23 protein-coding genes and 1 tRNA gene are annotated in these 24,571 nt (G+C 72.2%); 15 read left to right on the top strand and 9 right to left on the bottom strand.

All coding sequences use genetic code 11. The features are described from left to right. Nucleotides 1-55 precede the first annotated feature (55 nt). Nucleotides 56-853 (top strand): methyltransferase domain-containing protein, encoded by a 798-nt coding sequence (locus NYE39_RS07505; protein ID WP_192910745.1) that lies wholly within the window; start codon nt 56-58, stop codon nt 851-853. A gap of 272 nt (nt 854-1,125) precedes the next feature. Here NYE39_RS07505 and NYE39_RS07500 read toward each other — a convergent pair whose 3' ends face one another. Further along, complete coding sequence (locus NYE39_RS07500; RefSeq protein ID WP_341012291.1) at nt 1,126-1,773, bottom strand: TetR/AcrR family transcriptional regulator; 648 nt, start codon at nt 1,771-1,773, stop codon at nt 1,126-1,128. 69 nt (nt 1,774-1,842) lie between these two features. Here NYE39_RS07500 and NYE39_RS07495 point away from each other — a divergent pair. Next, nucleotides 1,843-1,921, top strand: a tRNA-Gln gene (locus tag NYE39_RS07495). 74 nt (nt 1,922-1,995) lie between these two features. On the opposite strand, the gene NYE39_RS07490 is transcribed toward NYE39_RS07495, so the two are convergent. Beyond that, on the bottom strand, nt 1,996-2,571 hold the full coding sequence (locus NYE39_RS07490; RefSeq protein WP_341012290.1) for an NADPH-dependent FMN reductase: 576 nt from the start codon (nt 2,569-2,571) through the stop codon (nt 1,996-1,998). Between the two features lie 131 nt (nt 2,572-2,702). Here NYE39_RS07490 and NYE39_RS07485 point away from each other — a divergent pair, with 131 nt between their 5' ends. After that, complete coding sequence (locus NYE39_RS07485) at nt 2,703-4,088, top strand: hypothetical protein (protein WP_341012289.1); 1,386 nt, start codon at nt 2,703-2,705, stop codon at nt 4,086-4,088. Further along, a complete protein-coding gene (locus NYE39_RS07480) occupies nt 4,085-5,467 on the top strand; it encodes a hypothetical protein (protein WP_341012288.1) in 1,383 nt (460 codons plus the stop codon). Before NYE39_RS07485 ends, NYE39_RS07480 begins: the two co-directional genes overlap by 4 nt. A 16-nt stretch (nt 5,468-5,483) precedes the next feature. Here NYE39_RS07480 and NYE39_RS07475 read toward each other — a convergent pair whose 3' ends face one another. After that, on the bottom strand, nt 5,484-6,113 hold the full coding sequence (locus NYE39_RS07475; RefSeq protein ID WP_341012287.1) for a cation transporter: 630 nt from the start codon (nt 6,111-6,113) through the stop codon (nt 5,484-5,486). Nucleotides 6,114-6,178: 65 nt separating this feature from the next. Here NYE39_RS07475 and NYE39_RS07470 point away from each other — a divergent pair, with 65 nt between their 5' ends. The 5 genes from NYE39_RS07470 (at nt 6,179) to NYE39_RS07450 (ending at nt 11,165) form a co-directional block, all read left to right on the top strand. After that, nucleotides 6,179-6,643 carry an ATP-dependent endonuclease gene (locus NYE39_RS07470; protein WP_341012286.1) on the top strand — a complete coding sequence of 155 codons (465 nt, stop codon included), beginning with the start codon at nt 6,179-6,181 and terminating at the stop codon, nt 6,641-6,643. 125 nt (nt 6,644-6,768) lie between these two features. Continuing rightward, nucleotides 6,769-7,719 carry an intradiol ring-cleavage dioxygenase gene (locus tag NYE39_RS07465; RefSeq protein ID WP_341012285.1) on the top strand — a complete coding sequence of 317 codons (951 nt, stop codon included), beginning with the start codon at nt 6,769-6,771 and terminating at the stop codon, nt 7,717-7,719. 55 nt (nt 7,720-7,774) lie between these two features. Beyond that, the gene (locus NYE39_RS07460) at nt 7,775-8,461 is read left to right on the top strand and encodes a histidine phosphatase family protein (RefSeq protein ID WP_341012284.1); all 687 of its coding nucleotides are present in this window, start codon (nt 7,775-7,777) and stop codon (nt 8,459-8,461) included. 245 nt (nt 8,462-8,706) lie between these two features. After that, nucleotides 8,707-10,197, top strand: a complete 1,491-nt coding sequence (gene glmU, locus NYE39_RS07455; protein WP_072625365.1) for a bifunctional UDP-N-acetylglucosamine diphosphorylase/glucosamine-1-phosphate N-acetyltransferase GlmU — start codon at nt 8,707-8,709, stop codon at nt 10,195-10,197. Continuing rightward, nucleotides 10,194-11,165 carry a ribose-phosphate diphosphokinase gene (locus tag NYE39_RS07450; protein ID WP_072625364.1) on the top strand — a complete coding sequence of 324 codons (972 nt, stop codon included), beginning with the start codon at nt 10,194-10,196 and terminating at the stop codon, nt 11,163-11,165. The genes glmU and NYE39_RS07450 overlap by 4 nt, the downstream gene beginning before the upstream one ends. 55 nt (nt 11,166-11,220) lie before the next feature. On the opposite strand, the gene NYE39_RS07445 is transcribed toward NYE39_RS07450, so the two are convergent. Next, the gene (locus tag NYE39_RS07445; RefSeq protein WP_341012283.1) at nt 11,221-11,775 is read right to left on the bottom strand and encodes a CGNR zinc finger domain-containing protein; all 555 of its coding nucleotides are present in this window, start codon (nt 11,773-11,775) and stop codon (nt 11,221-11,223) included. Nucleotides 11,776-11,848: 73 nt separating this feature from the next. Here NYE39_RS07445 and NYE39_RS07440 point away from each other — a divergent pair, with 73 nt between their 5' ends. Beyond that, the gene (locus NYE39_RS07440; protein ID WP_226282657.1) at nt 11,849-12,880 is read left to right on the top strand and encodes an EamA family transporter; all 1,032 of its coding nucleotides are present in this window, start codon (nt 11,849-11,851) and stop codon (nt 12,878-12,880) included. 183 nt (nt 12,881-13,063) lie between these two features. Continuing rightward, nucleotides 13,064-13,744: a 50S ribosomal protein L25/general stress protein Ctc gene (locus NYE39_RS07435; protein ID WP_072625361.1), complete on the top strand. Its 681-nt coding sequence runs from the start codon at nt 13,064-13,066 to the stop codon at nt 13,742-13,744. A gap of 72 nt (nt 13,745-13,816) precedes the next feature. Here NYE39_RS07435 and NYE39_RS07430 read toward each other — a convergent pair whose 3' ends face one another. Continuing rightward, a complete protein-coding gene (locus NYE39_RS07430; RefSeq protein WP_192910736.1) occupies nt 13,817-15,220 on the bottom strand; it encodes a hypothetical protein in 1,404 nt (467 codons plus the stop codon). Between the two features lie 140 nt (nt 15,221-15,360). Here NYE39_RS07430 and pth point away from each other — a divergent pair, with 140 nt between their 5' ends. Next, on the top strand, nt 15,361-15,951 hold the full coding sequence (gene pth, locus NYE39_RS07425) for an aminoacyl-tRNA hydrolase (protein WP_072625359.1): 591 nt from the start codon (nt 15,361-15,363) through the stop codon (nt 15,949-15,951). Nucleotides 15,952-15,996: 45 nt separating this feature from the next. On the opposite strand, the gene NYE39_RS07420 is transcribed toward pth, so the two are convergent. The 4 genes from NYE39_RS07420 to NYE39_RS07405 form a co-directional block, all read right to left on the bottom strand. Further along, nucleotides 15,997-16,161, bottom strand: coding sequence for a hypothetical protein (locus tag NYE39_RS07420; protein WP_192910735.1), 165 nt, complete (start codon nt 16,159-16,161; stop codon nt 15,997-15,999). Between the two features lie 170 nt (nt 16,162-16,331). Next, nucleotides 16,332-16,517: a hypothetical protein gene (locus NYE39_RS07415; RefSeq protein ID WP_192910734.1), complete on the bottom strand. Its 186-nt coding sequence runs from the start codon at nt 16,515-16,517 to the stop codon at nt 16,332-16,334. A gap of 2 nt (nt 16,518-16,519) precedes the next feature. Continuing rightward, nucleotides 16,520-17,236 carry a PspA/IM30 family protein gene (locus tag NYE39_RS07410; protein WP_072625357.1) on the bottom strand — a complete coding sequence of 239 codons (717 nt, stop codon included), beginning with the start codon at nt 17,234-17,236 and terminating at the stop codon, nt 16,520-16,522. 108 nt (nt 17,237-17,344) lie between these two features. Beyond that, on the bottom strand, nt 17,345-19,390 hold the full coding sequence (locus tag NYE39_RS07405; RefSeq protein WP_341012282.1) for a TPM domain-containing protein: 2,046 nt from the start codon (nt 19,388-19,390) through the stop codon (nt 17,345-17,347). A gap of 135 nt (nt 19,391-19,525) precedes the next feature. Here NYE39_RS07405 and mfd point away from each other — a divergent pair, with 135 nt between their 5' ends. Genes mfd through NYE39_RS07390 form a run of 3 tightly spaced genes read left to right on the top strand, consistent with a single transcriptional unit; the run spans nt 19,526 to nt 24,558 of the window. Beyond that, the gene (gene mfd / locus NYE39_RS07400; protein ID WP_072625355.1) at nt 19,526-23,164 is read left to right on the top strand and encodes a transcription-repair coupling factor; all 3,639 of its coding nucleotides are present in this window, start codon (nt 19,526-19,528) and stop codon (nt 23,162-23,164) included. Nucleotides 23,165-23,185: 21 nt separating this feature from the next. Beyond that, nucleotides 23,186-23,749 (top strand): SurA N-terminal domain-containing protein, encoded by a 564-nt coding sequence (locus NYE39_RS07395; RefSeq protein WP_072625354.1) that lies wholly within the window; start codon nt 23,186-23,188, stop codon nt 23,747-23,749. 2 nt (nt 23,750-23,751) lie between these two features. After that, complete coding sequence (locus NYE39_RS07390; RefSeq protein WP_072625353.1) at nt 23,752-24,558, top strand: MazG nucleotide pyrophosphohydrolase domain-containing protein; 807 nt, start codon at nt 23,752-23,754, stop codon at nt 24,556-24,558. Nucleotides 24,559-24,571: the final 13 nt, after the last annotated feature.

The following is a 24,571-nucleotide window of genomic DNA, read 5'->3' as shown; positions in this document are numbered from 1 at the left end:
CGAACTGGGGATCGGCGGCTAGGCTGCTCGGACCCGAGGCAGGAGGAAAGCACTGATGACGACGTGGGACCCGACCCGGTACGGCCAGTTCTCCGACGAGCGAGCCCGCCCCTTCTTCGACCTCATGGCGCGAGTCGCCGCGCAGGAGCCGCGGCTCGTCGTCGACCTGGGGTGCGGCAACGGCCCGCTCACGCTCTCGCTCACCGAGCGGTGGCCGCAGGCACGGGTCGTCGGGGTCGACAGCAGCGCCGAGATGCTCGACGCGGCGCGTGCCCTCGACACCGACGGGCGGGTCGAGTGGGTGCAGGCCGACCTGGCCGACTGGGACATCGCGAGCCTGGGGGCAGCCCCGGACGTCATCGTGAGCAATGCTGCGCTGCAGTGGGTTCCGCGGCACCTGCCGCTCATCGAGACCTGGGTCGACGCGCTGGCGGCGGACGGGTGGTTCGCCCTGCAGGTGCCGGGCAACTTCGACGCCCCCACGCACGCGCTCATGCGCGAGACCGCCGTCGACCACCCGCGCAGCGGCGAGCTCGAGGCGGCGAGCAAGCGCTACGGCGCTGGCGACCCCTCGACCTACCTGCAGGTGCTCACCGCGGGCGGCCTCGCCGTCGACGCCTGGGAGACGACCTACACGCACGTGCTCGACCCCGCCGGCGAGAGCGACAACCCGGTGCTCGACTGGGTGAGCGGCACCGGGCTGCGCCCGATGCTCGAGGTGCTCGAGGACGAGGGCGAGCGCGAGGCCTTCCTTGCCGCCTACGCCGACCGGCTCACTGCCGCCTACCCGCGCACCCCTGCTGGCGTCCTGCTCGCCTTCCGGCGGGTCTTCGCAGTGGGGCACAAGGCCTGAGCGTCGTCGGGATGCCCGAGATCCCCAAACCGCCGGCCCTCGCAGCACGTGGAGGTGTGTGGTCCCGAGCCGGCGACCGAGAGCTCCAGCAGGCCTGACCTGGGGAGGGGGGGACGGAACCGTACAAGGCCCTGGGCCCTGCGGACACCATCTGACGGCGTTGACGTCACCGGGCGGCGTTGGTGCCACCTGGATGCCCGGAGATGGGCAGCCAGGTGGCATCAACGCTCCCAACCTGCGCGCACTGGGGACGTCCGGAGGGGGGACCCGGGTCAGTCGTCGGGGGTGATGCTGACGTGCGGGTCGAGACCGGACAGGCCGTTCCACGCGAGGTTGACCATGTGCGCCGCGACGACCTCCTTGGAAGGGGTGCGGGTCTCGAGCCACCACTGACCGGTGAGCGAGACCAGGCCGACGAGCATCTGGGCGTACATCGGCGCGTAGCGGCTCTCGAGCTCGCGCTGCTCGAAGGCGTCCGACAGCACGTCGGCCACCTCGGCGGCCACGTCCGACAGGAGCGAGGCATACGTTCCGGATGGCGCCGTGCCGCTGACATCGCGCACGAGGATCCGGAACCCGTCTGGCGAGCCCTCGATGTAGTCGAGCAGGGCCAGCGCCGCGCGCTCGATCGTCTCGCGGTCGCTGCCGCCGGCGGTCAGCGAGGCGGTCACGCCGTCGGTCAGGGCCCGTAGCTCACGGTCGACGACGACGGCGTAGAGGCCCTCCTTGCCACCGAAGTGCTCGTAGACCACCGGCTTGGAGACGGCCGCTGTCGCGGCGATCTCCTCGACGGAGGTGCCGTCGACCCCCTTCGCGGCGAAGACCTGACGGCCCACCGCGACGAGCTGCTCGCGCCGGGCCGCGGCGGTCATCCGCGCGCGTCGGGGCGTGGGGCTCTCCTCGGGTGCCTGCTCGCTCATGGCTTCCATTGTCGATGACGAAGGGGGCGGAGGCGTCGACTACCCTGACCGGAGCCGCCTCGGCGGCGTTCCCCGGTTGGTCTGCCGGCAGGGCCCGCCTGACTTTGAATCAGGACTAGCGACGTAGGTTCGACTCCTACCCGGGGAGCGGTTGTCCGGTCCACGGACGCGCACGGCCCCGGACCGGTGGAGGGTCCGGGGCCGTCGTCGTGGCCGGGAGGGTCAGCGCGTGGCGCCGGCGAGCTCGTCGGCGAGCACGAACTTGCGGGTGGCGTCGGTGAGCTGCTCGACGAGCGTGGTCAGCTCGCCCTCGCGACGCTCCTCGAGCTGCAGGCCGTTGTCGCCGAACTCGGTGAACAGGCTCAGCGAGACCTGCTGACGCACCGCGTGCATCTGGAAGTTGGCGACGATGGTGCGCCAGTGCTCGACCGCGCGCACGCCGTTGTCGGCGCCGTAGGAGACGAAGCCGACGGTTTTGCCCATCCACTCGGGGGCGAGGGAGTCGAAGGCGTTCTTGAAGGCGCCGGGGATGGAGTGGTTGTACTCCGGGGTGACGAAGATGAAGCCGTCGTAGGAGTCGATGGCCTGGCCCCAGCGGACGACGCGCTCGTCGTCGTAGGCGCGGTTCGCCATGCCCGGCACGGTCGCGGAGGTGAGCAGCGGCAGGTCGAACTCGGACAGCTCGACGACCTCGAAGGTCACGTCCTCGGTGCGCTCGGCGACGGACTTCACCCACTGCGCGACAGCGCTCGCAGCGCGACCCTGGCGGACGGACCCGACGATGATGCCGATCTTCATGCGTTCACTCCGGTGATGGTGAGGCTGTTTATTGATGATTCAACCACCCTAACGAAGGGAGGTCCCCGCCGCATTCCCGCCCCCCCACGGGAGGGTGCGCACGTGCTGGCGCGGTCGGCCACAATGGCGCCGTGACCGCACCCCATGACCTGTCGCCGCAGACCGGACCGCGCACCGGTATCTTCATGCTTAAGGTCGTCGGGGTGCTCGTCCTCGTCGGGATGTTCTGCGCGGGTGTCCTCTCCTTCGTCCCCGGTGGGCTCGGCGGGATCTTCGGCGGCGACGACCCGCCCGAGGTCGAGGGCAACGTCGTCTGGGACAGCGAGGACCTGGCGATCCAGCTGGGGCCCAACGGATGGCTGACCCACCCCGGTGACGGAGGCGACTACGTCGCGCGCAACGTGCGCACGGGCGAGTCGTGGACGATCGGCGACCTCGCCTCGCAGATGTCGATCTCGCAGGACGGGGTCGTCGTGCAACCTGACGAGGCCAAGGTGCTCGTGCAGCGGGAGGGGTCGACGAGCACGCGGACGACGAAGGAGATCGCCGACGAGTTCGGCGACGACGACCTGTGGGGCGGGGAGAACGTCGAGGTCGTCGCGATGGGCGAGCAGCAGGTCGTCGTCATGACCTGTCTGGCGCCGTCGCCGGCGCGCCTCAACGAAGAGGTCGAGGGCGGCTCGGCGGTGCTCGCCGGGCTCTCGCTCGACGACGCGGCGATCAACTGGGTCCGCGACATCGGGCTGGAGTGCGGCCCCGACGCGCTGCAGCTGGGCAAGCCCCGGACGATGCCCGCGCAGCAGTACGCACTCGTGGAGGTGGACGAGGACCACCAGGTCGTCGTCGACGTCGCGACGGGCGAGAGCGCGCTGGAGCGATCGGGGAGCCCTCGACGGGACATCGTCATCAGCGGGGACAAGGCGCTCGTGCGCGAGGGAGACGAGACGGTCGCCTGGCGCTCCCTGCGCACCGGCAAGGAGATCACCCGGGTGGAGTGCCCGCGGGCCTCCCCGGGCCGACCGGACGAGATCACGCAACAGCTGGCGCCGGAGGTCACCCCCTTCGTCACCTGCCGCGACAGCGTCCACGTGGTCCGGGACGACGCCTTCGTCGAGATCGACGCCCCGCCGGCGCAGACGGGTGAACTCCTGCCCGACGGGCAGGAGGTCGCCCACGGTCGCTACCTGCTCGAGCGCGACGGAGACAAGGTCACTCTGCGGGACGGCCTGCAGGACAAGGAGATCGGGGTGCTCGAGGTGCCCGAGGACCTCTCCCTCGGCGCCTTCGGACCGGTGGGCCGGCTGATCACCTTCGTCGAGTTCGACACGGGAGGTAAGCGTCCGCGAGGGACCTACCTGGCCTTCGACATCCGGACCGGTGACCTCGTCGTGCGGACCAACGGCGTCATGCGCAGCGGGGCCGACGTGTCGCCCGACGGCGTGATCCTCGTCGAGGCGGACGACGAGGAGATCGAGGGGACACGACTGTGGGTCGCGACGACGAAGGACGAGCGATGAGCAGCACCCCGAGCAAGAGGGCCGACATCACGAAGCTCGTGCTGGCGCTCCTCGCCGCCGGGGTGGTCGTCCTGCTCGTCGTCGCCTTCCTCCTCCGGGGAGGGTTCAGCGGCAGCAGCGGGATCGACAGCCGCGTCCACTACTTCACCAAGGACCGCTCGTACAGCCTGAGCATCGGGCCCAACGGCTGGTTCGCCTACGGCGACGACGACGGCGACTGGGTGGAGCACGCGCCGACGGGGGAGCGGTGGGAGCAGGGCAGTGCCTTCGGCAGCGCCGTGCTGACCTCCGAGGGTGCTGTCGTCACCACGCTCGGCGGGGACGTACGCGTCGAACGCGAGAGCGGCCTGGCCGAGGCCCGGGCCACCGACCTACTCGTCGCCCACGGTGACAAGGAGGTCCGGCCCGGGGGCGAGGGCGAGGTCATCGGCCTCTCGACGCGCCACGTCGCCGTGATCTCGTGCATGTCGACGAGCGACGAGGCCCGACTCGGGGAGGACGTCCCCGGGGGCCGGATCGTCGTCTCCGGGGTGGCGCTCGAGGACGCGAGCGTCACGTGGAGCCACGACACCGAGACCGGCTGCGACACGGACCTGGCCACGCTCTACCCCCATGGCTTGCCCGAGCAGCGATACGTCCTCATCACCCCCGACGAGCAGACGACCCAGGCGCTCGACCTCGACACCGGCAAGATCGCACGGACCTGGCCGGACGCACCCCGTGGCCGGGTCCTCGTGCGCGATGACGAGGCGATCCACCGGCAGGGCGACGAGGTGACGGTCACCTCCCTTCGGTCCGGGAAGGACGTGGCGCGCACGTCGTGCCGCGGAGCGCGACTGGACAACCCCGGTGACTCGGGTGGGCGGCTCGCCGCGGAGGCCACCCCGCTCGTGCGGTGCGGCGACAGCGTCAGGCTGCTCGACGGTGACCGCTTCGTCACCGTCGACGCACCTCCGGTCGAGAAGTCGCAGCAGGTGCCGGACGGTGGGTCGGTCGTGCACGATCGCTTCGAGATCTCGCGCGCCGAGGACACCCTCACCCTGCGCGATGCCCTGGCGGACCAGGTGGTCGGTGAGGTCGAGGTGCCCGACGGCTACCGCATCTCCACCAACGATCCGCGAGGTCGACTCATCGTCTTCTTCCGGTCTGCCGACAAGCTCTTCAGCGACGCGGCCGAGAGCTCCTTCCGCATCGTCGACACCCGCACGGCCGAGCTCGTCGCCGAGACCGATGACGACCTCTCGCCGGGGGCCGATGTCTCGACGGACGGCTTCGCCGTGCTCCGCGAGTACCAGGAGCGCACCGGTGGCCGCTACAGCCGCTCCTCCCGCAGCTACGCGTGGCTCGTCGGCGTGGACGAGGTCCGACGCCGCGACTGATCGCGACCGGACGAGGTCAGTCGATCTCCTCTCCCGCAAGGGCCTTGGCCGCCAGGCGCTCCTCCTCGCTGACCTCCCACACCTCCCACGCCGCGTGCAGCGCGATGAGGATGATCAGGCAGCCCAGGACGAGGTCGGGCCAGCCCGACGCGGTCCACAGGGTGATGCCGGCCATCGCGATGACCGCGATGTTGACGAGCACGTCGTTGCGCGCGGAGAGGAAGGCGGCGCGGCTCAGCGACCCGCCCGCGTGACGCACCCCGGCGAGCAGCCACCCGCTCGTGCCGTTGACCGCGATGGCACCGAGCGAGGCGAGGACGACGAGCAGGACGTCCGGGGCCACCGGGTCGGCGAAGCGGCGGATCGCCGCCACGCCCGCCACGGCGGCGGGCCCGAGGATGACGAGGGCCATCGCCTTGCCCATGAGCGCCCGGCGGGCGAGGGGCCACCCGAGCGCGATGAAGATCAGCAGGTTGATCGCCGTGTCCTCGAGGAAGTCGACGCTGTCCGCGAGCAGGGAGACCGACCCGGCGAGCAGGGCGACGGTGAACTCCACGAAGAAGTAGACGAAGTTGATCAGGGCCACGACGAGCACGACGCGGCGCAGCCGGTCGGCGTCGAGGCGGGGCGGGTGCTCGGCGGTCATGGCCGCGACGATAATCCGCTGGCGCCGCAGGCGCGTTCGGCGCCCAATGGTGGGGTGAGCACGCCATGGGCGGCATCACCAACCTGCGCAGCCACGCGCTGCGCGACGGCCCGCACGGTCGGGGCCTGGCCCTCGCCGGTCTCTACGACGTCCCCGAGGAGCACCACGTGCGAAGGGGGCTGCTCGCCGCCGGCGTCCTCGTCACCGGCGGCGTCGGGTCGGCGGACATCGAGCTGGCCGAGGTCGGGTTCCACGCGTGCGACCGCGATCTCGAGGACGAGCTGCTGCGCGCGGTCGGCCCCGACGGTGCCCAGGCCGTCATCGAGGCCGCGGGGGAGGCCACCTCGCTCCGTCTGCTGGCGCAGATGCCCTCCCAGCGGGGGTGGACCCGTGAGGAGGTGCTGCGCCGCTTCCTCACCTCGCAGTCGGGCCGCAAGGCCCGCTACGCGAGTCTGCTCGTCGAGGCGCTCGACCTCGACCGGGCGCCGAAGCCCCTCGTCGCCGTGCTCGAGGACGCAGTCGGGCGGTGACCGTGCGGGGCCGTCTCCCGGGTCGCCGGGGCATCGCTGCGTCATGGCGACCCCACAGCGGACGCACAACCTGCGGGGCTTGGCTTGGGTCCATGACCCGGCGGCAGCGAGCGAAGGAGATGGCCATGACGACACCACGGACCCACGAGGGGCGGGTGCTGCCGAAGCAGGACGAGGAGCTCGTCGACCAGGGACTGCAGTTCGACATCGGCACGCTCGTCGGGCGCCGCCGGATGCTCGGCCTCCTCGGGGCCGGGACCGTGCTGGGCCTCACGGCCTGCGCCGGGGGCGGCGAGGGCTCGAGCGGCAGCTCGAGCAGTGCCACGTCAGCGAGCTCGGGCGCCGGCTCGAGCACGAGCGGCAGCTCGAGCTCGCTGACCGAGATCCCCGACGAGACCGCCGGCCCCTACCCCGGGGACGGCAGCAACGGCCCCGACGTCCTCGAGGAGAGCGGCGTCGTGCGGCAGGACATCCGCTCGAGCTTCGGCAGCAGCACGACGACCGCCGAGGGGGTCCCGATGACCCTGGCGCTGAAGATCAAGGACCTCGCCGAGGGCGGTGGTGCCTTCGCCGGCGTCGCGGTCTACGTGTGGCACTGCGATCGCGACGGCAACTACTCGATGTACTCCGAGGGTGTCGAGGACGAGAACTACCTGCGCGGTGTCCAGGTCGCCGACGACAACGGCACGGTGAGCTTCACGAGCATCTTCCCGGCCTGCTACTCCGGTCGGTGGCCGCACATCCACTTCGAGGTCTACCCCGACGAGGCGAGCATCACCGATGCCGCCAACGCCATCGCGACCTCCCAGGTCGCCCTGCCCCAGGACGTGTGCACCACGGTCTACGCCACCGACGGCTACGAGGCCTCGGTGGACAACATGGCGAGCCTGAGCCTGACGAGCGACAACGTCTTCGGCGACGACGGGGGCACGAGCCAGCTCGCGGACGTCAGTGGCAGCGTGGCGAAGGGGTACGACGTCACCCTGGTCGTCGGCGTCGACACGACGACCGAGCCGAGCGGTGGTGGCGCCGGTGGTGGTGGTCAGCCCGGCGGTGCGCCCCCTTCGCAGGGCTGAGCCGGTCACCCGGACCGCGTCCGAGGGGAGGCGCCCACTTGCGTAGCCTGCCGGTGTGCGTCTCCTCCTCATCCGTCACGGCCAGACCCCTCACAACGTCACCGGTGCGCTCGACACCGCCTTCCCCGGCGCCGGGCTGACCGAGCTCGGGCAGCGACAGGCCGCGGCCGTCCCTGAGGCGCTGGCCGACGAGGACGTGAGCGCCGTCTACGCGACCTCGCTCGTGCGCACCCAGCTCACCGGCTCGCCTCTGGCGCAGGAGCGCTCACTCGACGTCCAGGTGCGTGAGGGCCTGCAGGAGATCGCCGCCGGAGACTTCGAGATGCGCTCCGACCGTGCGGCCGTCGAGGCCTACCTCGGTGCCCTGGCCGCCTGGCTGCACCGCGATCTCGACCACGCGCTCGCGGGCGGGACGACGGGCCACGACTTCTTGGCGCGCTACGACGCCGCGGTGCGGGACATCGCGCAGGGGCACGGGCGTGGCGACACGGTGGCCCTCTTCAGCCACGGCGCCGCGATCCGCGTCTACGCGGCGCTGGCGGCGGGCCTCGACGCCGACGAGGTCGAGGGCCGCTGGATCAACAACACCGGCATGGTCATGCTCGACGGCCGGCCCGGCGAGGGGTGGGACCTCGTGCGCTGGCAGGGGGACCCGCTCGGCGGCGCGCACCTCGCCAGCGTCCGCGCCCACGACGTCACGGGCGAGGCGATCGACGAGGAGCTCGACGCCGACGACCGGTGACCTCTCCCCATCTGTCGCATTGCCCTACGGCAATGCGGCCTCAACCGTGCATTGCCCTACGGCAATGCGGCCTCAACCTGGCATCGCCGTACGGCAATGCGGCCTCAACCTGGCATTGCCCTACGGCAATGCGGGCGGGTGGGGCGGCGGTGACGGGTGAGGTCGTGGCCGCGGGCGGGTGGCCGCTACAGTGGCGACGCGGCCCAGACGGTCGGCCGCGCCCCCGACACCCCGGAGAACACCGCGTGAACGACGTCCGTCCAGATGCAGTCATCATCCTCGCTGCCGGCGAGGGGACCCGGATGAAGTCGACCCTCCCCAAGGTCCTCCACCCCATCGGTGGGGCCCCGCTCCTCGGCCACGCGATGCGGGCCGCCTCGGGCGCGGGTGCGGCGGAGACCGTCGTCGTCATCCGCCACCAGCGCGACCGCGTCGCCGAGTTCATCGACGACTACGCCGCCCGCAGCGAGATCGCCTACCGCACCGCCGATCAGGACGAGGTCAAGGGCACCGGCCGCGCCGTCGAGTGCGGTCTCGACGCCCTGCCGGCCAACCTCACCGGCACCGTCGTCGTGACGATGGGTGACGTGCCGCTCCTCTCCGCGGAGACGATCAGCGAGTTGACCCGGGCGCACGTCGAGGCGCAGGCAGCCGTCACCGTCATCACCTCGGTCCTCGAGGACGCCAAGGCCTACGGCCGCATCGTCCGCGACGCCGAGGGCAACGTCGAGCGGATCGTGGAGTTCAAGGACGCGAGCGACGCCGAGCGCGAGATCCGCGAGATCAACTCCGGCATCTACGCCTTCGACGCCCAGGTGCTGCGTCGCGAGTTGGCCAACGTCACGAGCGACAACGCCCAGGGCGAGAAGTACCTCACCGACGTCCTGCAGCTCGCCCGCGCGGCCGGTGGCCGCGTCACCGCGCACGTGCTCACCGACCTCTGGCAGACCGAGGGGGTCAACGACCGCGTCCAGCTCGCCGAGCTCGGCCGCGAGCTCAACCGCCGCACCTGCGAGCGGCACATGCGCGCCGGCGTGACGATCGTCGACCCGGCTACGACGTGGATCGACGTCGACGTGACGATCGGCGCCGACACCCGTGTCCTGCCCGGCACCCAGCTGCTCGGCGCCACGAGCATCGGCGCCGAGGCGACGATCGGCCCCGAGGTCACCCTCACCGACTGCGAGGTCGGCGACCGTGCCGAGGTCAAGCGGGCCGAGGGCAACCTCGCCGTCGTCGGCGCCGGCGCCACGGTCGGGCCCTTCTCCTACCTGCGTCCCGGGACCGTCCTCGGAGCGAAGGGGAAGATCGGCGGCTTCGTCGAGACCAAGAACACGACGATCGGCGAGGGCGCCAAGGTCCCGCACCTCACCTACGCGGGCGACGCGATCATCGGCGAGGGGGCCAACATCGGCGCCGGCACGATCTTCGCCAACTACGACGGGGTCAAAAAGCACCAGACCGTCATCGGCAGGCACTCCTTCGTCGGCTCCAACACCGTGCTCGTCGCGCCGGTCGAGGTAGCCGACGGTGCCTACGTCGCCGCCGGCTCCGCCCTGACGGACGCGGTCGGCCCCGGCCAGCTCGGCATCGCCCGCAGCCGCCAGCGCAACATCGACGGCTGGGTTGCGGCGCAGCGCGCCGGCACGCCCACCGAGGCGGCCGCCCGGGCCGCGGCCACACCCCCTTCGTCCGACTCCACCGCCACCCCCGACACCAGCGAGGACTCCCAGTGACCGGCATCAACAAGACGACCGAGAAGAACCTCATGGTCTTCACGGGGCGCACCCACCCCGAGCTGGCCGATGCGGTCGCCGCCGAGCTGGGCACCGACCTCGTGCCGTCGAGCGCCTACGAGTTCGCCAACGGCGAGATCTACGTGCGCTACGAGGAGTCGGTGCGCGGGTGCGACGCCTTCGTCCTGCAGAGCCACTCCACGCCGATCAACGAGGCGATCATGGAGCAGCTGCTCATGGTCGACGCGCTCAAGCGGGCCAGCGCCAAGCGGATCACCGTCGTCCAGCCCTTCTACGGCTACGCCCGCCAGGACAAGAAGCACAAGGGGCGCGAGCCGATCTCCGCCCGCCTGATGGCCGATCTCTTCAAGACCGCGGGCGCCGACCGGCTCATCGCCGTCGACCTGCACACCGACCAGATCCAGGGCTTCTTCGACGGCCCGGTCGACCACCTCATGGCCCGGCCGATCCTCGCCGACTACGTCAAGGACAAGTACGGCGACCGCCAGCTCGCCGTCGTCTCCCCGGACGCCGGTCGGATCAAGGTCGCCGAGCAGTGGTCGCGCCAGCTCGGCGACGTGCCGCTGGCCTTCATCCACAAGACGCGCAACATCGAGCGGCCCAACGAGTCGGTCGCCAACCGCGTCGTCGGTGAGGTCGAGGGCCGCTGGTGCGTGCTCGTCGACGACATGATCGACACGGCCGGCACCATCACCAAGGCCGCCGACGCCCTCATGGAGGACGGCGCCGCCGGTGTCATCATCGCCGCGACGCACGCGATCTTCTCCGGCCCGGCCGTCGAGCGGATGCAGGCCTGCGCCGCCGAGGAGATCATCGTCACCGACACCCTGCCCCTCACCGACGAGCAGAAGTTCGACGGCCTCACCGTCCTGTCGATCGCCCCGCTCGTCTCCCGCGCGATCCGCGAGGTCTTCGAGGACGGGTCGGTCACCAGCCTCTTCACCTGAGGCCCCACGACGACTCGGCCCAGCGCGGGACTCCCGCGCTGGGCCGAAGTCGTGCTCAGGAGCGGCGTGAGCGATAGGCCGCGGCGGCGAGCCGGTTGCCGCAGCCGCCGTCGCAGTAGCGCTTGGACCGGTTGCGCGAGAGGTCGACGAGCACGTCGTCGCAGTCGTCGGCGGCACAGACCCGCAGCCGGGAGAGCTCCCCGGCCCGGATGACGTCGACGAAGGCCATCGCGGCCTCGACCTGCATCCGGCGGGCGAAGGGGGCGTCGGCGTCGGTCGCGTGGATGTGCCAGCCGTAGTCGTCGTGGTCGACGAGCTGGGGGAGGGCCTCGCTGGTGCGCAGCAGGTCGTTGACGAGCGCGACCGCGGCCTCGTCGTCGCCCGCGGCCTCCCACACCGCCCGCAGTCGGGGGCGCAGGGACCGCGCCTGGTCGAGCTCGGCGGCGTCGCCGTCGAAGCGGCCGGTCCACGCCCACCCGACGTAGAAGTCCCGGAGCTGCTCGACCGTCTCGAGGGTGTCGCCCGCGTCGTCGGGGAAGGCGCCGACGGCCGTGTTGACCAGCGCCGCAGCAGTCTGCAGCGCCACATCGGTGTCATGGGCAAAGGTCACGTTGACTCCTGACGGTCGGGAGGGCTAGCGTCATCACCAACAGGTTACGTGACTCATGACGTCAGGAGGAGCCGTGCCGGCCCCCACCCAGACCGCAGCGCGGTCCCCCTTCGCCCTCGGGCTGCTCGTCGCCCTCTTCTCGGCGGCGACCTTCGGCTCCTCGGGCACCTTCGGTGCCGCGCTGCTGGAGACCGGCTGGACCCCCGGTGCGCTGGTCACCGCGCGGATCACCGGGGCCGCGCTCGTCATGGCCGTGCCCGCGGCCATCGCCATGCGTGGGCACTGGCACCTGGTGCGGCGCAACATTCCTCGCCTGCTGGCGTACGGGGTCTTCGCGGTCGCGGGGTGCCAGTTCGCGTACTTCATGGCCGTCGACCACCTGTCGGTCGGCGTCGCGCTGCTCCTCGAGTACCTCGCTCCCGTCCTCATCGTCGGCTGGGTCTGGGCGCGCCACGGTCGCCGGCCCAGCCGACTGACGGCCGCCGGGGTCGGCGCCGCCGTCCTCGGCCTCGTCCTCGTCCTCGACGTCGCCTCGGGCGCCCGGCTCGACGTCGCCGGCGTCCTGTGGGGCCTGCTCGCCGCGGTCGGGCTCGTCGTCTTCTTCCTCATCGCGGCCGACGAGGAGGAGGCCCTGCCGCCGATCAGCTTCGCCGGCGGAGGGCTGGCCGTCGGGGCCCTCGGGCTGCTCGCGGTCGCCGCGCTCGGCTGGCTGCCCGTGGCCGCGTCGACCGACCCGGTCGACCTCGCCGGGTGGTCGGCGCCGTGGTGGGTCGCGGTCGTCGAGCTGGCGATCGTCGCCGGCGCCGTGGCCTATGCCTCCGGCATCGCGGCCGCCCGCCTGCTCGGCGGGACCATCGCCTCCTTCGTCGGGCTGAGCGAGGTCCTCTTCGCGATCGTCTTCGCGTGGCTCGTCGTCGGCCAGGCGATGTCCCCGGTCCAGGTTCTCGGCGGCCTCGCCGTGCTCGCCGGTGTCGTCATGGTCAAGCTCGGCGAAGGGGAGGTGGCCGGGGTCGCGCTTCCCGTCGCCGACGTCGACGCGGCCATCGTGGCCGGTGGCGACGAGCCCGGCGAGACCGAGTTGGCCCAGCCCGAGCGGGTCCACTAGTATCTCGGGGTTGCCTCGGCGAGGGACGCTGCACGGTCGCAGCGATCCGTGATCGACGCGGTGCCGTCCTGTGGGCTTGCCCGCGCGTCGACATCCACGTCCGCGCCGCGTCCCACGTCGAGGCCACCGCCCACGAGACACGCCCGCTCCCTGCGCGGGCACCCCCGACCCAAGGAGCACGACATGTCCAGCGACGAGATCCGCCTGGTGTCCGACAAGCGGACTGAGTTCGGCAAGGGTGCGGCCCGCAAGCTGCGCCGCGCCGACAAGGTCCCCGCCGTCCTCTACGGCCACGGCGAGGCCCCGGTCCACCTGGCCCTGCCCTTCCACGACACCTTCCAGGCGCTGAAGAACCCCAACGCGCTGCTCACCATCGCCGTCGACGGCGAGGGCGACCAGCTGGCCCTGGCCAAGGACGTCCAGCGCGACCCGATCAAGCCGATCATCGAGCACGTCGACCTCGTCATCGTCAAGCGCGGCGAGAAGGTCACCGTCGAGGTCCCCGTCCACGTCGAGGGCGACGCCGCCCCCGAGACCGTCGTCACGGTCGACAACGCGACCCTCGAGATCGAGGCCGACGTCACCAACCTGCCTGAGGCGCTCGTCGTCTCCGTCGAGGGCCTCGAGGTCGGCACCCAGATCCTCGCCGGCCAGGTCGAGATGCCGGCCGGTTCGACGCTCGCCTCCGACGCCGAGCTGCTCGTCATCAACATCACCCAGCAGATCTCCGCCGAGGAGCTCGAGGCCGAGCTCGCCGAGGCCGAGGCCGAGGCCGGCATCGAGCACGACGAGTCCGACGCCGAGGCTGCCGAGGGCGACGCCGAGGCCACCGAGGGTGGCGAGGAGTCCTCCGAGCAGGAGTGACCCACCGGTATCGCCGTCTCGAAGGGGGCGGGATCTCCACCACGGAGGTCCCGCCCCTTCGTCGTGCTCGGGCTAGAAGCGGCCGCCGCCGCCGAAACCGGACGCACCCGACGAGGAGCCGCCCGAGGACGAGCCGCCCCAGCCGAGGGAGAGCAGACCGATGAGCCCGGCGGCGAGGGCGTCGACGGTCATCTCGGCCACCGAGCCCGAGCGGTGGCGGTCCTCGGCGTAGTAGCGGGCCGTCGCCTCGCGGGTGGCCTCGTCGAGCTCGGCCTGGATGGCCTGGGCCAGGGCCATCGCCTCGTCCAGACGCAAGGTGGCCGCTTCGGGGTCGTCGGTCAGGTGCGTGCGGGCCTCCTCGACGAGGTGCCCCGCCCGGGAGATCGCGGAGCGGTTGTCCGCCGTGCCGGCGACCGAGGAGGCGAGCCGCCGGTCGACCCCCGCGACGAAGGCCTCGGCATTGCGCACCCGACGCTCGAGCCGGGTGTGCGCCCGTCGCCGCTGGTCGTCGGCATCGCGGTGCTCGGCGAGTGCGTCGTCGATGGCCTGCTCTGCGGTGGTGAGCTCGGCGAGGGCGCCGAGCAGGTCCCCACCCTCGGCCAGCGTCGTCTCGGCGGAGTCGATGACCGGGTGGGCGCGCTCGAGGGCGGCGGTGGTGGTCGCATCGGTGGCCTCCAGGCGCCGCGCGTCGGCGAGATCGGAACGGATGGACGCCAGGGCAGCCCGCACGTCCTCACGCGCTGTCGCCAGGGCCGACCGTGCCTCGGTGACCTCGCGAATCTCGGCCCGTGCATGGTGGAGCGCGGCCTCGGCTCCACGGGCGGCGACCACAGCAGCGGCTCGGTCGTCCCGGTCGGCAAGGTGTGCCCGTCCTTCGTCGACGAGGCGTCGCGCTGCGGTGGCGAGCTCCCGGGCGCGGTCGGGGTTGTCGGCGACCGTCACCAGGCCGTCGGCCGGGTGGTCGGCGCGCAGGCGCGCCAGCTCGTCGTCGGCCGCGACGGACTCGTGCTCGACCTCACCGGCCCGCAGGACCAGAGCCTCGAGGAGCTGTGGAGCCCGGGTCCGCAGGTCGCGCAGCCGGGCGAACTCCTCGGCGTCACCGTCGAGGAGCTCGTCGACCCGGCGCGCGAGGTCGATGACCTGGCTCAGCCGGATGCGCTCGGTCGTGTCGTCGGCACCCGAGCCAGCGAGCTCGACCGCCTCGCGGTGCCGCGCCAGGGCATCGTCGGCCAGCCGGCGAGCCGACTCCAGCGTGGCGACGAAGCGCCGGCAGGCGTGGCCGCCGACCTGCGACCTGGCGGTCTCGAGCTCGCGGGCGGAGGCGCGTATCGCGTCGTCCATGGCGACGACGGTCGCCGCGGTCGTGCGTCGCAGCTCCTCGATCGTCTGCGTCGTCTGCGGGTCCGGCTCGGGCTCCGGGTCGCGACGGCCGAAGGACGTGGCCCACTCTCGCAAGCGGGTCGGCAGGTTGGTCACGTGGATCCCCTTCCGGCGGTGCCCCTCACCGCCCACGATCACCCTGCCACCGGGCGCCGATCTCGGCAGGACGTGCGGGGCGGGGCTGTGGACGACGAGGTGACGGGCGCCCCCTTCGGCATTGCATAGGGTGGGGCCTCGTGAGTGATGACACCTGGCTCGTGGTCGGTCTCGGCAACCCCGGCCCGCAGTACGCCGGCAACCGGCACAACGTCGGCGCGATGGTCATCGAGCACCTCGCCGAGCGGGCAGGGGCGCGGTTGCGCAAGCACAAGGCGGGCGCCGCGGCGGAGTCGGTCCGACTCGGCCCCCCGCCCGGAGACCGCGCGATCATCGCCGTCCCGAGCAGCTACATGAACCTCTCCGGAGGCCCGACCAAGGCGCTCGCCGGGTTCTTCTCCGTCCCGCCGGCGCGCACGGTCGTCGTGCACGACGAGCTCGACATCCCCTTCGGCGAGGTGCGGCTCAAGCTCGGCGGGGGCGAAGGGGGGCACAACGGTCTCCGGTCGATCTCCAGCTCCTTCGGCACCAAGGACTACCTGCGGGTGCGCGTCGGCATCGGCCGGCCCCCGGGACGCATGGACGCCGCGGACTACGTGCTCAAGGACTTCTCGTCGACCGAGCGCAAGGAGCTGCCCTTCCTCGTCGACGACGCCGCCGACGCGGTCGAGCTGGTCATCGCCAAGGGCCTGACCGACGCCCAGCAGGTCGTGCACGCGCCGCGCCCCTGAGCGTGACGGGACGGGGGAGCGGCCACGGGAGGACACCACCCCTGGTCAGGAGCCCGCGGTGCCGCCGCCGTCGTTGCGGGTGCTGATGGCGTGGGTGGCGCCCATGCCGTGGCCGTCGATGTCGGTGCGGTCCATCGACCCACCGCGACGGGAGATGACGGCGGCGCACACGCCGGCGACGCCACCGATGCCTCCGATGATCCACCACATGGTCTCGTCTCCTTTCGCCGCGCGGAGGGTCCGCGCCGTGACCTGAAGGCTAGCGGCGCCGGGGGTCGCGCGGGCGGCCGAACACGATGATCCCCGCCCCGCGCGAGTGTGGGGCTCGTGCGGGGCGGGGACCTCGAGGTGTGTCCGTCAGGCAGGTGGAGCGTCGCGGCTCAGCCGACCCCGAAACCGCCACCGATGCTGCCGCCCCCGGTGCCCGCACCGTCGAAGCGCTCGCGGTTGGCCTTGACCGGGTCCTCGCCGTCGGTCTGGGGCGGCGTCATGCTCCCACCCCGTCGGGCGATGACGGCGACGAGGCCGGCGATGACGGCGGCGAGCCCGCCGAGCAGCCACCACATGGTCAGGCCTGCCCGCGCAGCGCGGCGAGCCGCGCCTCGATCTCCGCGTCCTGGCTGTGGTCCTCGAGCTCGGCGAACTGGTCCTCGAGGGTGGCCGACTGCGCCTCGGCGCGGCCCTGGACGAGCGCCTCCTGCTGGCGGATGCGGTCCTCGAAGCGACCCAGCTCGCTCGTGGGGTCCATGACGTCGATCGAGCCGACGGCCTGCTGCACCCGCGCCTGCGCCTCGGCCGAGCGGGCCCGGGCCACGAGCGCGGAGCGGCGCGCCTTGAGGTCCTCGAGCTTGGTCTTCATGCTCACCAGACCGGACTTGAGCTGCTCGACCTGCGCATTCTGCGCCTGGATCGTCGGCTCGGCCTCCTTGGCCTCGCCCTCGTGCTGGATCTGCCGCTGCAGGGCGACGCGGGCGAGGTTGGTGAACTTGTCGGCACCCGCGGTGTCGCCGGCGGCGGTCAGCTCGTCGGCCTTCTTGGCCGCGGCGGCGGCCTTGTTGCCCCACTCGGTCGCGGCCTCGCGGTCGGCCTTGAGGTCGCCCTCGGCCATGCGCACGTGGGCGATCGTCTGGGCGACGGCCTCCTCGGCCTCGGCGATGGAGTTGGTGTAGTCCCGGACGAGCTGGTCGAGCATCTTCTCCGGGTCCTCGGCGCGGTCGAGCAGCGCGTTGATGTTGGCCTTGGCGAGCTGGCTGACGCGGCCGAGGATGGTCTGCTTCTGGGTCATCGTGCTGTCCTCCTGGCGGTGGGACCGCCGGTCGTGGTGCTCGGGATCTGCTGTGGTCGCGGGGTCACGCGTGGACCCGGTGGGCGAAGGGGGTGGACGTGCCGCCGGTCAGAAGCGACCACCCCCGCCGAAGCCGCCTCCGCCGCCTCCGCCTCCGCCGCCGAAGCCGCCCCCGCCGAAGCCGCCGGAGGAGCCGCCCCAGCCACCGCCCCGGCCGCTGAACCCGCCGGAGAGGATGCCGCCGAGGACGAGCGAGCCGATGTCGATGCCGTTGTTGCGCCCGCCGCCGAAGCCACCGAACCCGGAGAAGTCGTCGTGGCGGGAGGAGGTCACGGCGTTGAAGGCGCGCTCCGCGTAGGCCTCGGCCTGGTTGACCCGCTCCGAGGCGAGGTCGAGGTCGCTCTCGCGGGAGGCGTGGGCCTCGGCGAGCAGACGCGAGGCCTCGGCGATGAGGGTGCGCGGACCGGAGTCGAGCATGCCGCGTGCGCCGTTGATCTCCCGCTCGACGACGGCGATCCGGGCGCGGACGTGCTCGTAGCGGCGGTTGAACTTCTCGGTGCGCTCGCTCGTGCGGTCGGCGTCCTTGCGGTAGCGCTCGAGCGCCTGGTCGAGGTAGTGCTCGGCGCGCTCGAGGCCCGCGAGGGCGCCGAGGACGTCGCCCCCGGAGCGCGCGCGGGTGCCGACGTCGACGGCGCGCCGGGCCTCGCCGACGGCAGAGGTCGTCACCTGGTCGTTGGCCTTGAGCCGGTCGACGTCGACGAGGTCGGAGGAGATCGAAGCGAGTGCGGCGTCGAGGGCCGTGACCGCGTCGGCGAGGACGGCGCGCGCGGACAGCACCATCTCCAGGCGCGAGTCGGCCTGACCGAGGGCGTCCTCGGCGGCCCGCGCCGCCGAGACGGCAGCGGGGCGCTCACCGGCCTGCACGTGCTGCTCACCGGTGGCGACGAAGCCCTTGGCCGCCTCGATGAGGCGCGGGGCCTGCTCGAGGTTGGTCGACAACGTGGTGAGCGAGTCGTGGGGGTGGGTCGCGGACAGGCCGGAGAGCTCCTGACGAGCGACGGGGAGGCGGGCCTCGACCTCGGAGATGCGGGTGCGCAGCGACGACAGGAAGGTGGGCACATTGGACTCGAGGTCGCGCAGCCGGGTGAACTCCTCCTCCTGCGCGTCGAGCTCCTCGTCGGCCGCGCGGGTCAGCTCGAGGATCTGGGCCAGTCGAGCCCGCTCCTCGGGGTCGGCCAGCCGGCCTGCGCCGCGGGCGATGTCGAGCTCCTGCTGGATGCGGAAGGCCTCACCCGCCCGGCTGCGCGCGGCCGTGAGCGCGTCGGTGAACTGCCGCGTCGCCTGCTCGCCGAACTGCGCCTTGGCGAACTCCAGCTCCTCGGCCGAGGAGCGGATGGCGTTGTCGAGCTCGACGAGCGCGGTGGAGACGTCCTGACGCATCTGGTCGGTGCTCACCGACGGCATGACCGTGGCCGGCTGGTTGATCGGGGGAGCCTGCGTCGTGGACCGCTTGTCCTTGCCGAGACGCGACACGAGCATGCCGACGACCTTGAGCGCCATCGGTGCCAGGACGATGAGGAGGAAGAAGGTGAAGAAGGACCCGAAGGGGTTGAAGCCGCCTCCCGGGAGGATGCTCGACCCGGAGTCGTCGGTCTGCTGCCGGGCGTAGTCCTGGGACAGGCCCTGGACGGCCGCGGACACGGCCCCGGACCAGTCGTCGTCGCCGAGCCTCGGCTCGACGTCGCGTGTCTGGACGGCCGACAGGCCCCCGGAGCTCAGGCCGGAGTCCTCGGTGGTCCACATGCCGTAGGCGCGGTCCTCCACCGCCACGGCGAGCAGGACGTCGTTGCCGCCCATGCCTGAGGTCTCGAAGGTCTCGCGGGTCCACTCCTCGCCGGACTGCCCGTCGAAGGAGTCGACGTAGACGACGAAGAGCTGCAGGTCCTCCTCGTCCTGGAGGCGCTCGAGGTCGGACTGGAGGCCGTCGGTGTCGGAGAGGACGCCGGCCCGGTCGGTGATCTGGTCGTCGACGCTGAAGGGGGCGTCGGCCGGGAGCGCGGCAGCGCTCGTGCCGCCGAGCAGGAGGACGCCGAGCGCGGCGAGCAGGCTGAGCACCCCGATCATCGGGTGGTGTCGTCGACTCGTCTGCGCCACGTGGCCCCCTGCTGCGTGTCATCGCCCCGACGGGCGGCTGTGGGTCGTTACGTTGCCACACCCGGGAGGCGAAGGGGATGCCGGTCCCGTCGTCGCTGTGGACTGTCGGTGCGATGCGGCAGAATCGACGACAGCATGACTTCCTCACTCGCCCCGCTCCTGAGCGCGATCTCCGGCCTGCCGGGGCTCGCCGACATCCCCCGACACCGCGACTCCAGCGACGTCGTCGACATCGTCGCACCCACCGGCCTGCGGGCACCGGCCGTGGCGATCGTCGGTGGCGAGGCCGTCGATGCCGCGCCGCGACTGGTCATCACCTCGACCGCGCGCGAGGCCGACGACGTCGCCACGGCCCTCGGCGAGCTCGTCGGCGCCGACCGGGTCGCGACCTTCCCCAGCTGGGAGACGCTGCCCCACGAGCGACTCAGCCCGCGCAGCGACACCGTCGGCCGACGCCTGGCGGTCCTGCGCCGGCTCGCCCACCCCGACAGCACCGGCGAGGGCCACGGACTGCCCGGCTTCGTCGTGGCGTCGGTGCGGGCGGTCCTCCAGCCGATCGCCAAGGGCCTGGCCGACCTCGAGCCGGTCCGGCTGCGCGTCGGAGACGAGGCGCCGCTCGAGGAGGTCACCGCGGCACTCGCGGCCGCCGCCTACGTGCGCACCGACCTCGTCGAGCGTCGCGGCGAGTTCGCCGTCCGCGGCGGCATCCTCGACGTCTTCCCGCCGACCGAGGAGCACCCGGTCCGGGTCGAGCTCTTCGGCGACACCGTCGACGAGATCCGCTGGTTCAAGGTCGCCGACCAGCGCAGCCTCGAGGCCACCGAAGAGCTCTGGGCGCCGCCCTGCCGCGAGATCCTGCTCACCGACGCCGTCCGGCGCCGCGCCGCCGACCTCGCCGCGGAGCTGCCCGGCGTCGCCGACATGCTGCTCAAGGTCGCCGAGGGCATCGCCGTCGAGGGCATGGAGTCCCTCGGCCCCGCCCTCGTCGACGGCATGGAGTCCGTGCTCGACGTCCTGCCCGAGGGCTCGGGCATCGTCCTCGTCGACCCCGAGCGCGTGCGCGCCCGCGCCCACGACCTCGTCTCGACGAGCGAGGAGTTCCTCCAGGCCAGCTGGGCCAATGCCGCGGCGGGCAACTCCGTCCCGATCGACCTCGAGGGGGTCCTCGGCACCGCCTCCCACTGGACCCTGGCGCAGGCCCGTGAGCACGCGCTGGACCTCGGCCTGCCGTGGTGGAGCATCACCCCCTTCGCCGTCGACACCGAGCTCGAGGCCATCGCGGCGGAGATGGACGACCGGGTCGACCATGACCACGTCGGGCTGCGGGTGCCGGCCGAGGAGCCGCCCCAATTCCGCGGCAACACCGAGGCGGCCGTCGCCCAGCTGTCCGAGTGGACCCGCGAGGGCTGGCGGGTCGTCGTCGCCACCGACGGCGCCGGTCTGGTGACCCGCGTCGCCGAGGTGCTCGGCGAGGCCGGGGTGGCCACGCGCACGTCCGGCCCCGACGCCCCGCTCGAGCTGACCGAGGGGGTCGTCGCGATCACCCGTGCCAGCCTCGGCACCGGCTTCGTCGCCCCGGAGCACCGCCTGGCCGTGCTCACCGAGGCCGACCTCCTCGGCTCCAGCGGCGCCGGGGCCTCGACCCGCGACATGCGCCGCATGCCCTCGCGGCGGCGCAAGCAGGTCGATCCGCTCCAGCTGCGCCCGGGCGACCACGTCGTCCACGAGCAGCACGGCGTCGGGTCCTTCGTCGAGATGATCCAGCGCACCGTCCAGGGTGCGACCCGCGAGTACCTCGTCATCGAGTACGCCCCCTCGCGGCGGGGCCACCCGGGCGACCGGCTCTTCGTCCCGACCGATCAGCTCGACCAGGTGACCCGCTACGTCGGCGGCGACGCACCGGCGCTCAACAAGATGGGCGGCAGCGACTGGCAGAAGACCAAGTCGCGGGCCAAGCGGCACGTGCGCCAGATCGCCGGCGAGCTCATCCGCCTCTACAGCGCGCGCATGGCCACGCCCGGTCACGCCTTCGGGCCCGACACCCCGTGGCAGCGCGAGCTCGAGGACGCCTTCGCCCACATCGAGACCCCCGACCAGCTCGGGACGATCGACGAGGTCAAGGCCGACATGGAAATGCCGGTCCCGATGGACCGGCTCATCTGCGGCGACGTCGGCTACGGCAAGACCGAGATCGCCGTGCGCGCCGCGTTCAAGGCGATCCAGGACGGCAAGCAGGTCGCAGTGCTCGTGCCGACGACGCTGCTCGTCCAGCAGCACCTCAACACCTTCTCCGAGCGCTACGCCGGCTTCCCCGTGACGGTGAAGTCGCTCAGCCGCTTCCAGACCGATGCCCAGGCCAAGGAGGTCCTCGAGGGGATGGCCAGCGGCGCGGTCGACCTCGTCATCGGCACCCACCGGATCCTCGGCAACGAGGTGAAGTTCAAGGACCTCGGTCTGGTGATCATCGACGAGGAGCAGCGCTTCGGCGTCGAGCACAAGGAGCAACTGAAGGCGATGCGCACCAACGTCGACGTGCTCGCCATGTCGGCCACGCCGATCCCGCGCACCCTCGAGATGGCGGTCACCGGCATCCGCGAGATGTCGACTCTCGCCACACCGCCCGAGGAACGGCACCCGGTCCTGACCTTCGTCGGCGGCTACGAGGAAAAGCAGGTGGCCGCGGCGATCCACCGCGAGCTCATGCGCGAGGGGCAGGTCTTCTACGTCCACAACAACGTCAGCACGATCGAGCGGGCGGCCGCCCGCATCCGTGAGCTCGTGCCGGAGGCCCGCGTCGAGACCGCCCACGGCAAGATGGGCGAGCACCGGCTCGAGCAGGTCGTCCTCGACTTCTGGGAGCGGCGCTTCGACGTCCTCGTCTGCACGACGATCGTCGAGACCGGCCTGGACATCTCCAACGCCAACACGCTGATCCTCGACCGGGCCGACCGCTTCGGCCTGAGCCAGCTGCACCAGCTGCGTGGTCGCGTCGGTCGCGGGCGCGAGCGGGCCTACGCCTACTTCCTCTACCCGCCGGACAAGCCGCTGACCGAGACCGCCCACGACCGGCTGCAGACGATCGCGAGCAACACCGACCTCGGTGCCGGCATGCAGGTGGCGATGAAGGACCTCGAGATCCGTGGCGCGGGCAACCTGCTCGGCGGCGAGCAGTCCGGTCACATCGCCGGTGTCGGCTTCGACCTCTACGTGCGCATGGTCGGCGAGGCGGTCGCCGACTTCAAGGGCGAAGGGGAGTCCGCTCCCGCCGAGGTCAAGATCGAGCTGCCCGTCGACGCCCACCTGCCGCACGAGTACGTCCCGGGGGAGCGGCTGCGCCTCGAGGCCTACAAAAAGCTGGCGTCCGCCGAGACCGAGGCCGATCTCGCCGAGATCGTGGAGGAGCTCACCGACCGCTACGGCGAGCCGCCGGAGCCGGTGCGCAACCTCGTCGAGGTGGCCCGTCTGCGGATCGTCGTGCGCACCGCGGGCCTGACCGACGTCGTCGCCCAGGGCAACAACGTGCGCTTCGCGCCGGCCCAGCTGCGCGAGAGCCAGCAGCTGCGCCTGGCCCGGCTCTACCCGAAGTCGACCTACAAGGAAGGCACCCAGACAGTGCTCGTGCCCAAGCCGATGACCGCGCGCATCGGGGGCAGCCCCCTTCGCGACACGGCGGTGCTGTCGTGGGCCACCGACCTGGTGCGTCAGGTCATGCTCGATGATGTCATCGTGGACCCAGGGGCGACGGCGCCCCGAGACACCTCGCGCTCGCGCTGAGGACCGGACGAAAGGACCCCCGTGCTCGGTCACCACTCCCGCCCCCTCGCCCTCGCTGCGCTCGCCGCGCTCGCCCTCACCGGCTGTGGCGGATCCGACGACGGTGCCGCGGCGCAGGGCAGCTCCGCCCTCGCGGCCAAGGTCGGGGACACCGAGTTCACCGTCGGTGACATCCAGCGCAGCACCCGCGAGCTGACCGCCTTCGTGGCCGCCCAGGCGCAGGCCTCCGGTCAGCAGCCCCAACAGCTCGAGACCTCGACGGTCGTCACCTATCTCGTGCAGACGCCCGCCGTGCTCGACTACGCCGAGCAGGAGGGGCTCGAGGTGCCGTCCGCCGGAGCGATGCGCCGCGAGATCGGCAGCGCCGTGCCCGACCCCTCCGACACGACGGTCGACTTCCTGCGGGCCAATGCCGTCGCGAGCCAGCTCGACGAGAGCGCCCAGCAGGAGCTGAGCCAGCTGCTCACCGAGACCGATGCCGAGCTCAGCCCGCGCTATGCGTCGGCGCTCGGCGAGTCGCCCGACTGGCTCGAGCAGCCCGAGTCGCAGCAGCAGCCCGGCACCGGCCAGCCGCAGACGCCCTGATCGTGCGGCGACTGGTCCTCCTCGCGACGAGCCCACGGGTCTCGCCGGGGCTGCTCAGCCGCGACGCCTGGCGGGCGATCGAGTCCGCCGACCGCGTCCTCGTGGCCGACCCCGACGAGGCGCTGCCGCTCGCGCTCGTCGACGACGACATCGCCGTCGAGCGGATCGAGGCGGACTCGCCCCACGAGCGGGCCCGCGAGCTCGTCGACGCGTGCTCCCCTCGAGACGGTCGCGGGGCGACCTCCTCGGGGAACGTGTCCGGCGCGGTCCTGTGGGTCGGCTCGCCCGACGGCGACCCCGGCCTGAGCGATGCCATCGCCGCGGAGGTCTCCCGGCTCGACGAGGCGCCCGAGGTCGAGGTGCTCGTCGGCTCGTGGGACGTCGAGGGCGGCCGGCTGCTCGACGCCGTCGCCGTCATGGACCGGCTGCGCTCGCCGGACGGGTGCGCCTGGGTGGCCGCACAGACCCACGCGAGCCTGGCCCCCTTCGTCCTGGAGGAGGCGCACGAGGTGACCGAGGCGCTCGAGGCCGTCATCGCCGACCCCGACGACGTGCGTCTGCGCGAGGAGCTGACCGACGAGCTCGGTGACCTGCTCTTCCAGGTGCTCTTCCACGCCCGGGTGGCCGCCGATCACGGCGGCGCGCCCTTCACCGTCGACGACGTCGCCGCCGCCCTCGTCGACAAGCTCGTGCGCCGCAACCCGCACGTCTTCGGTGACGCGCGGGCCGAGACCCTCGAGGAGATCGAGGCGCAGTGGCAGGCGATCAAGGCGCAAGAAAAGGCGGCGAAGGCCGCCCGCCACCCCTGACGTCGCATTTCCT

It is taken from the genome of Janibacter sp. FSL W8-0316 (assembly GCF_038004165.1).
GTDB lineage: Bacteria > Actinomycetota > Actinomycetes > Actinomycetales > Dermatophilaceae > Janibacter > Janibacter indicus.
The sequence above is the reverse complement of the archived record's forward strand: the minus strand, read 5'-3'. Positions and strand labels throughout refer to the sequence as shown.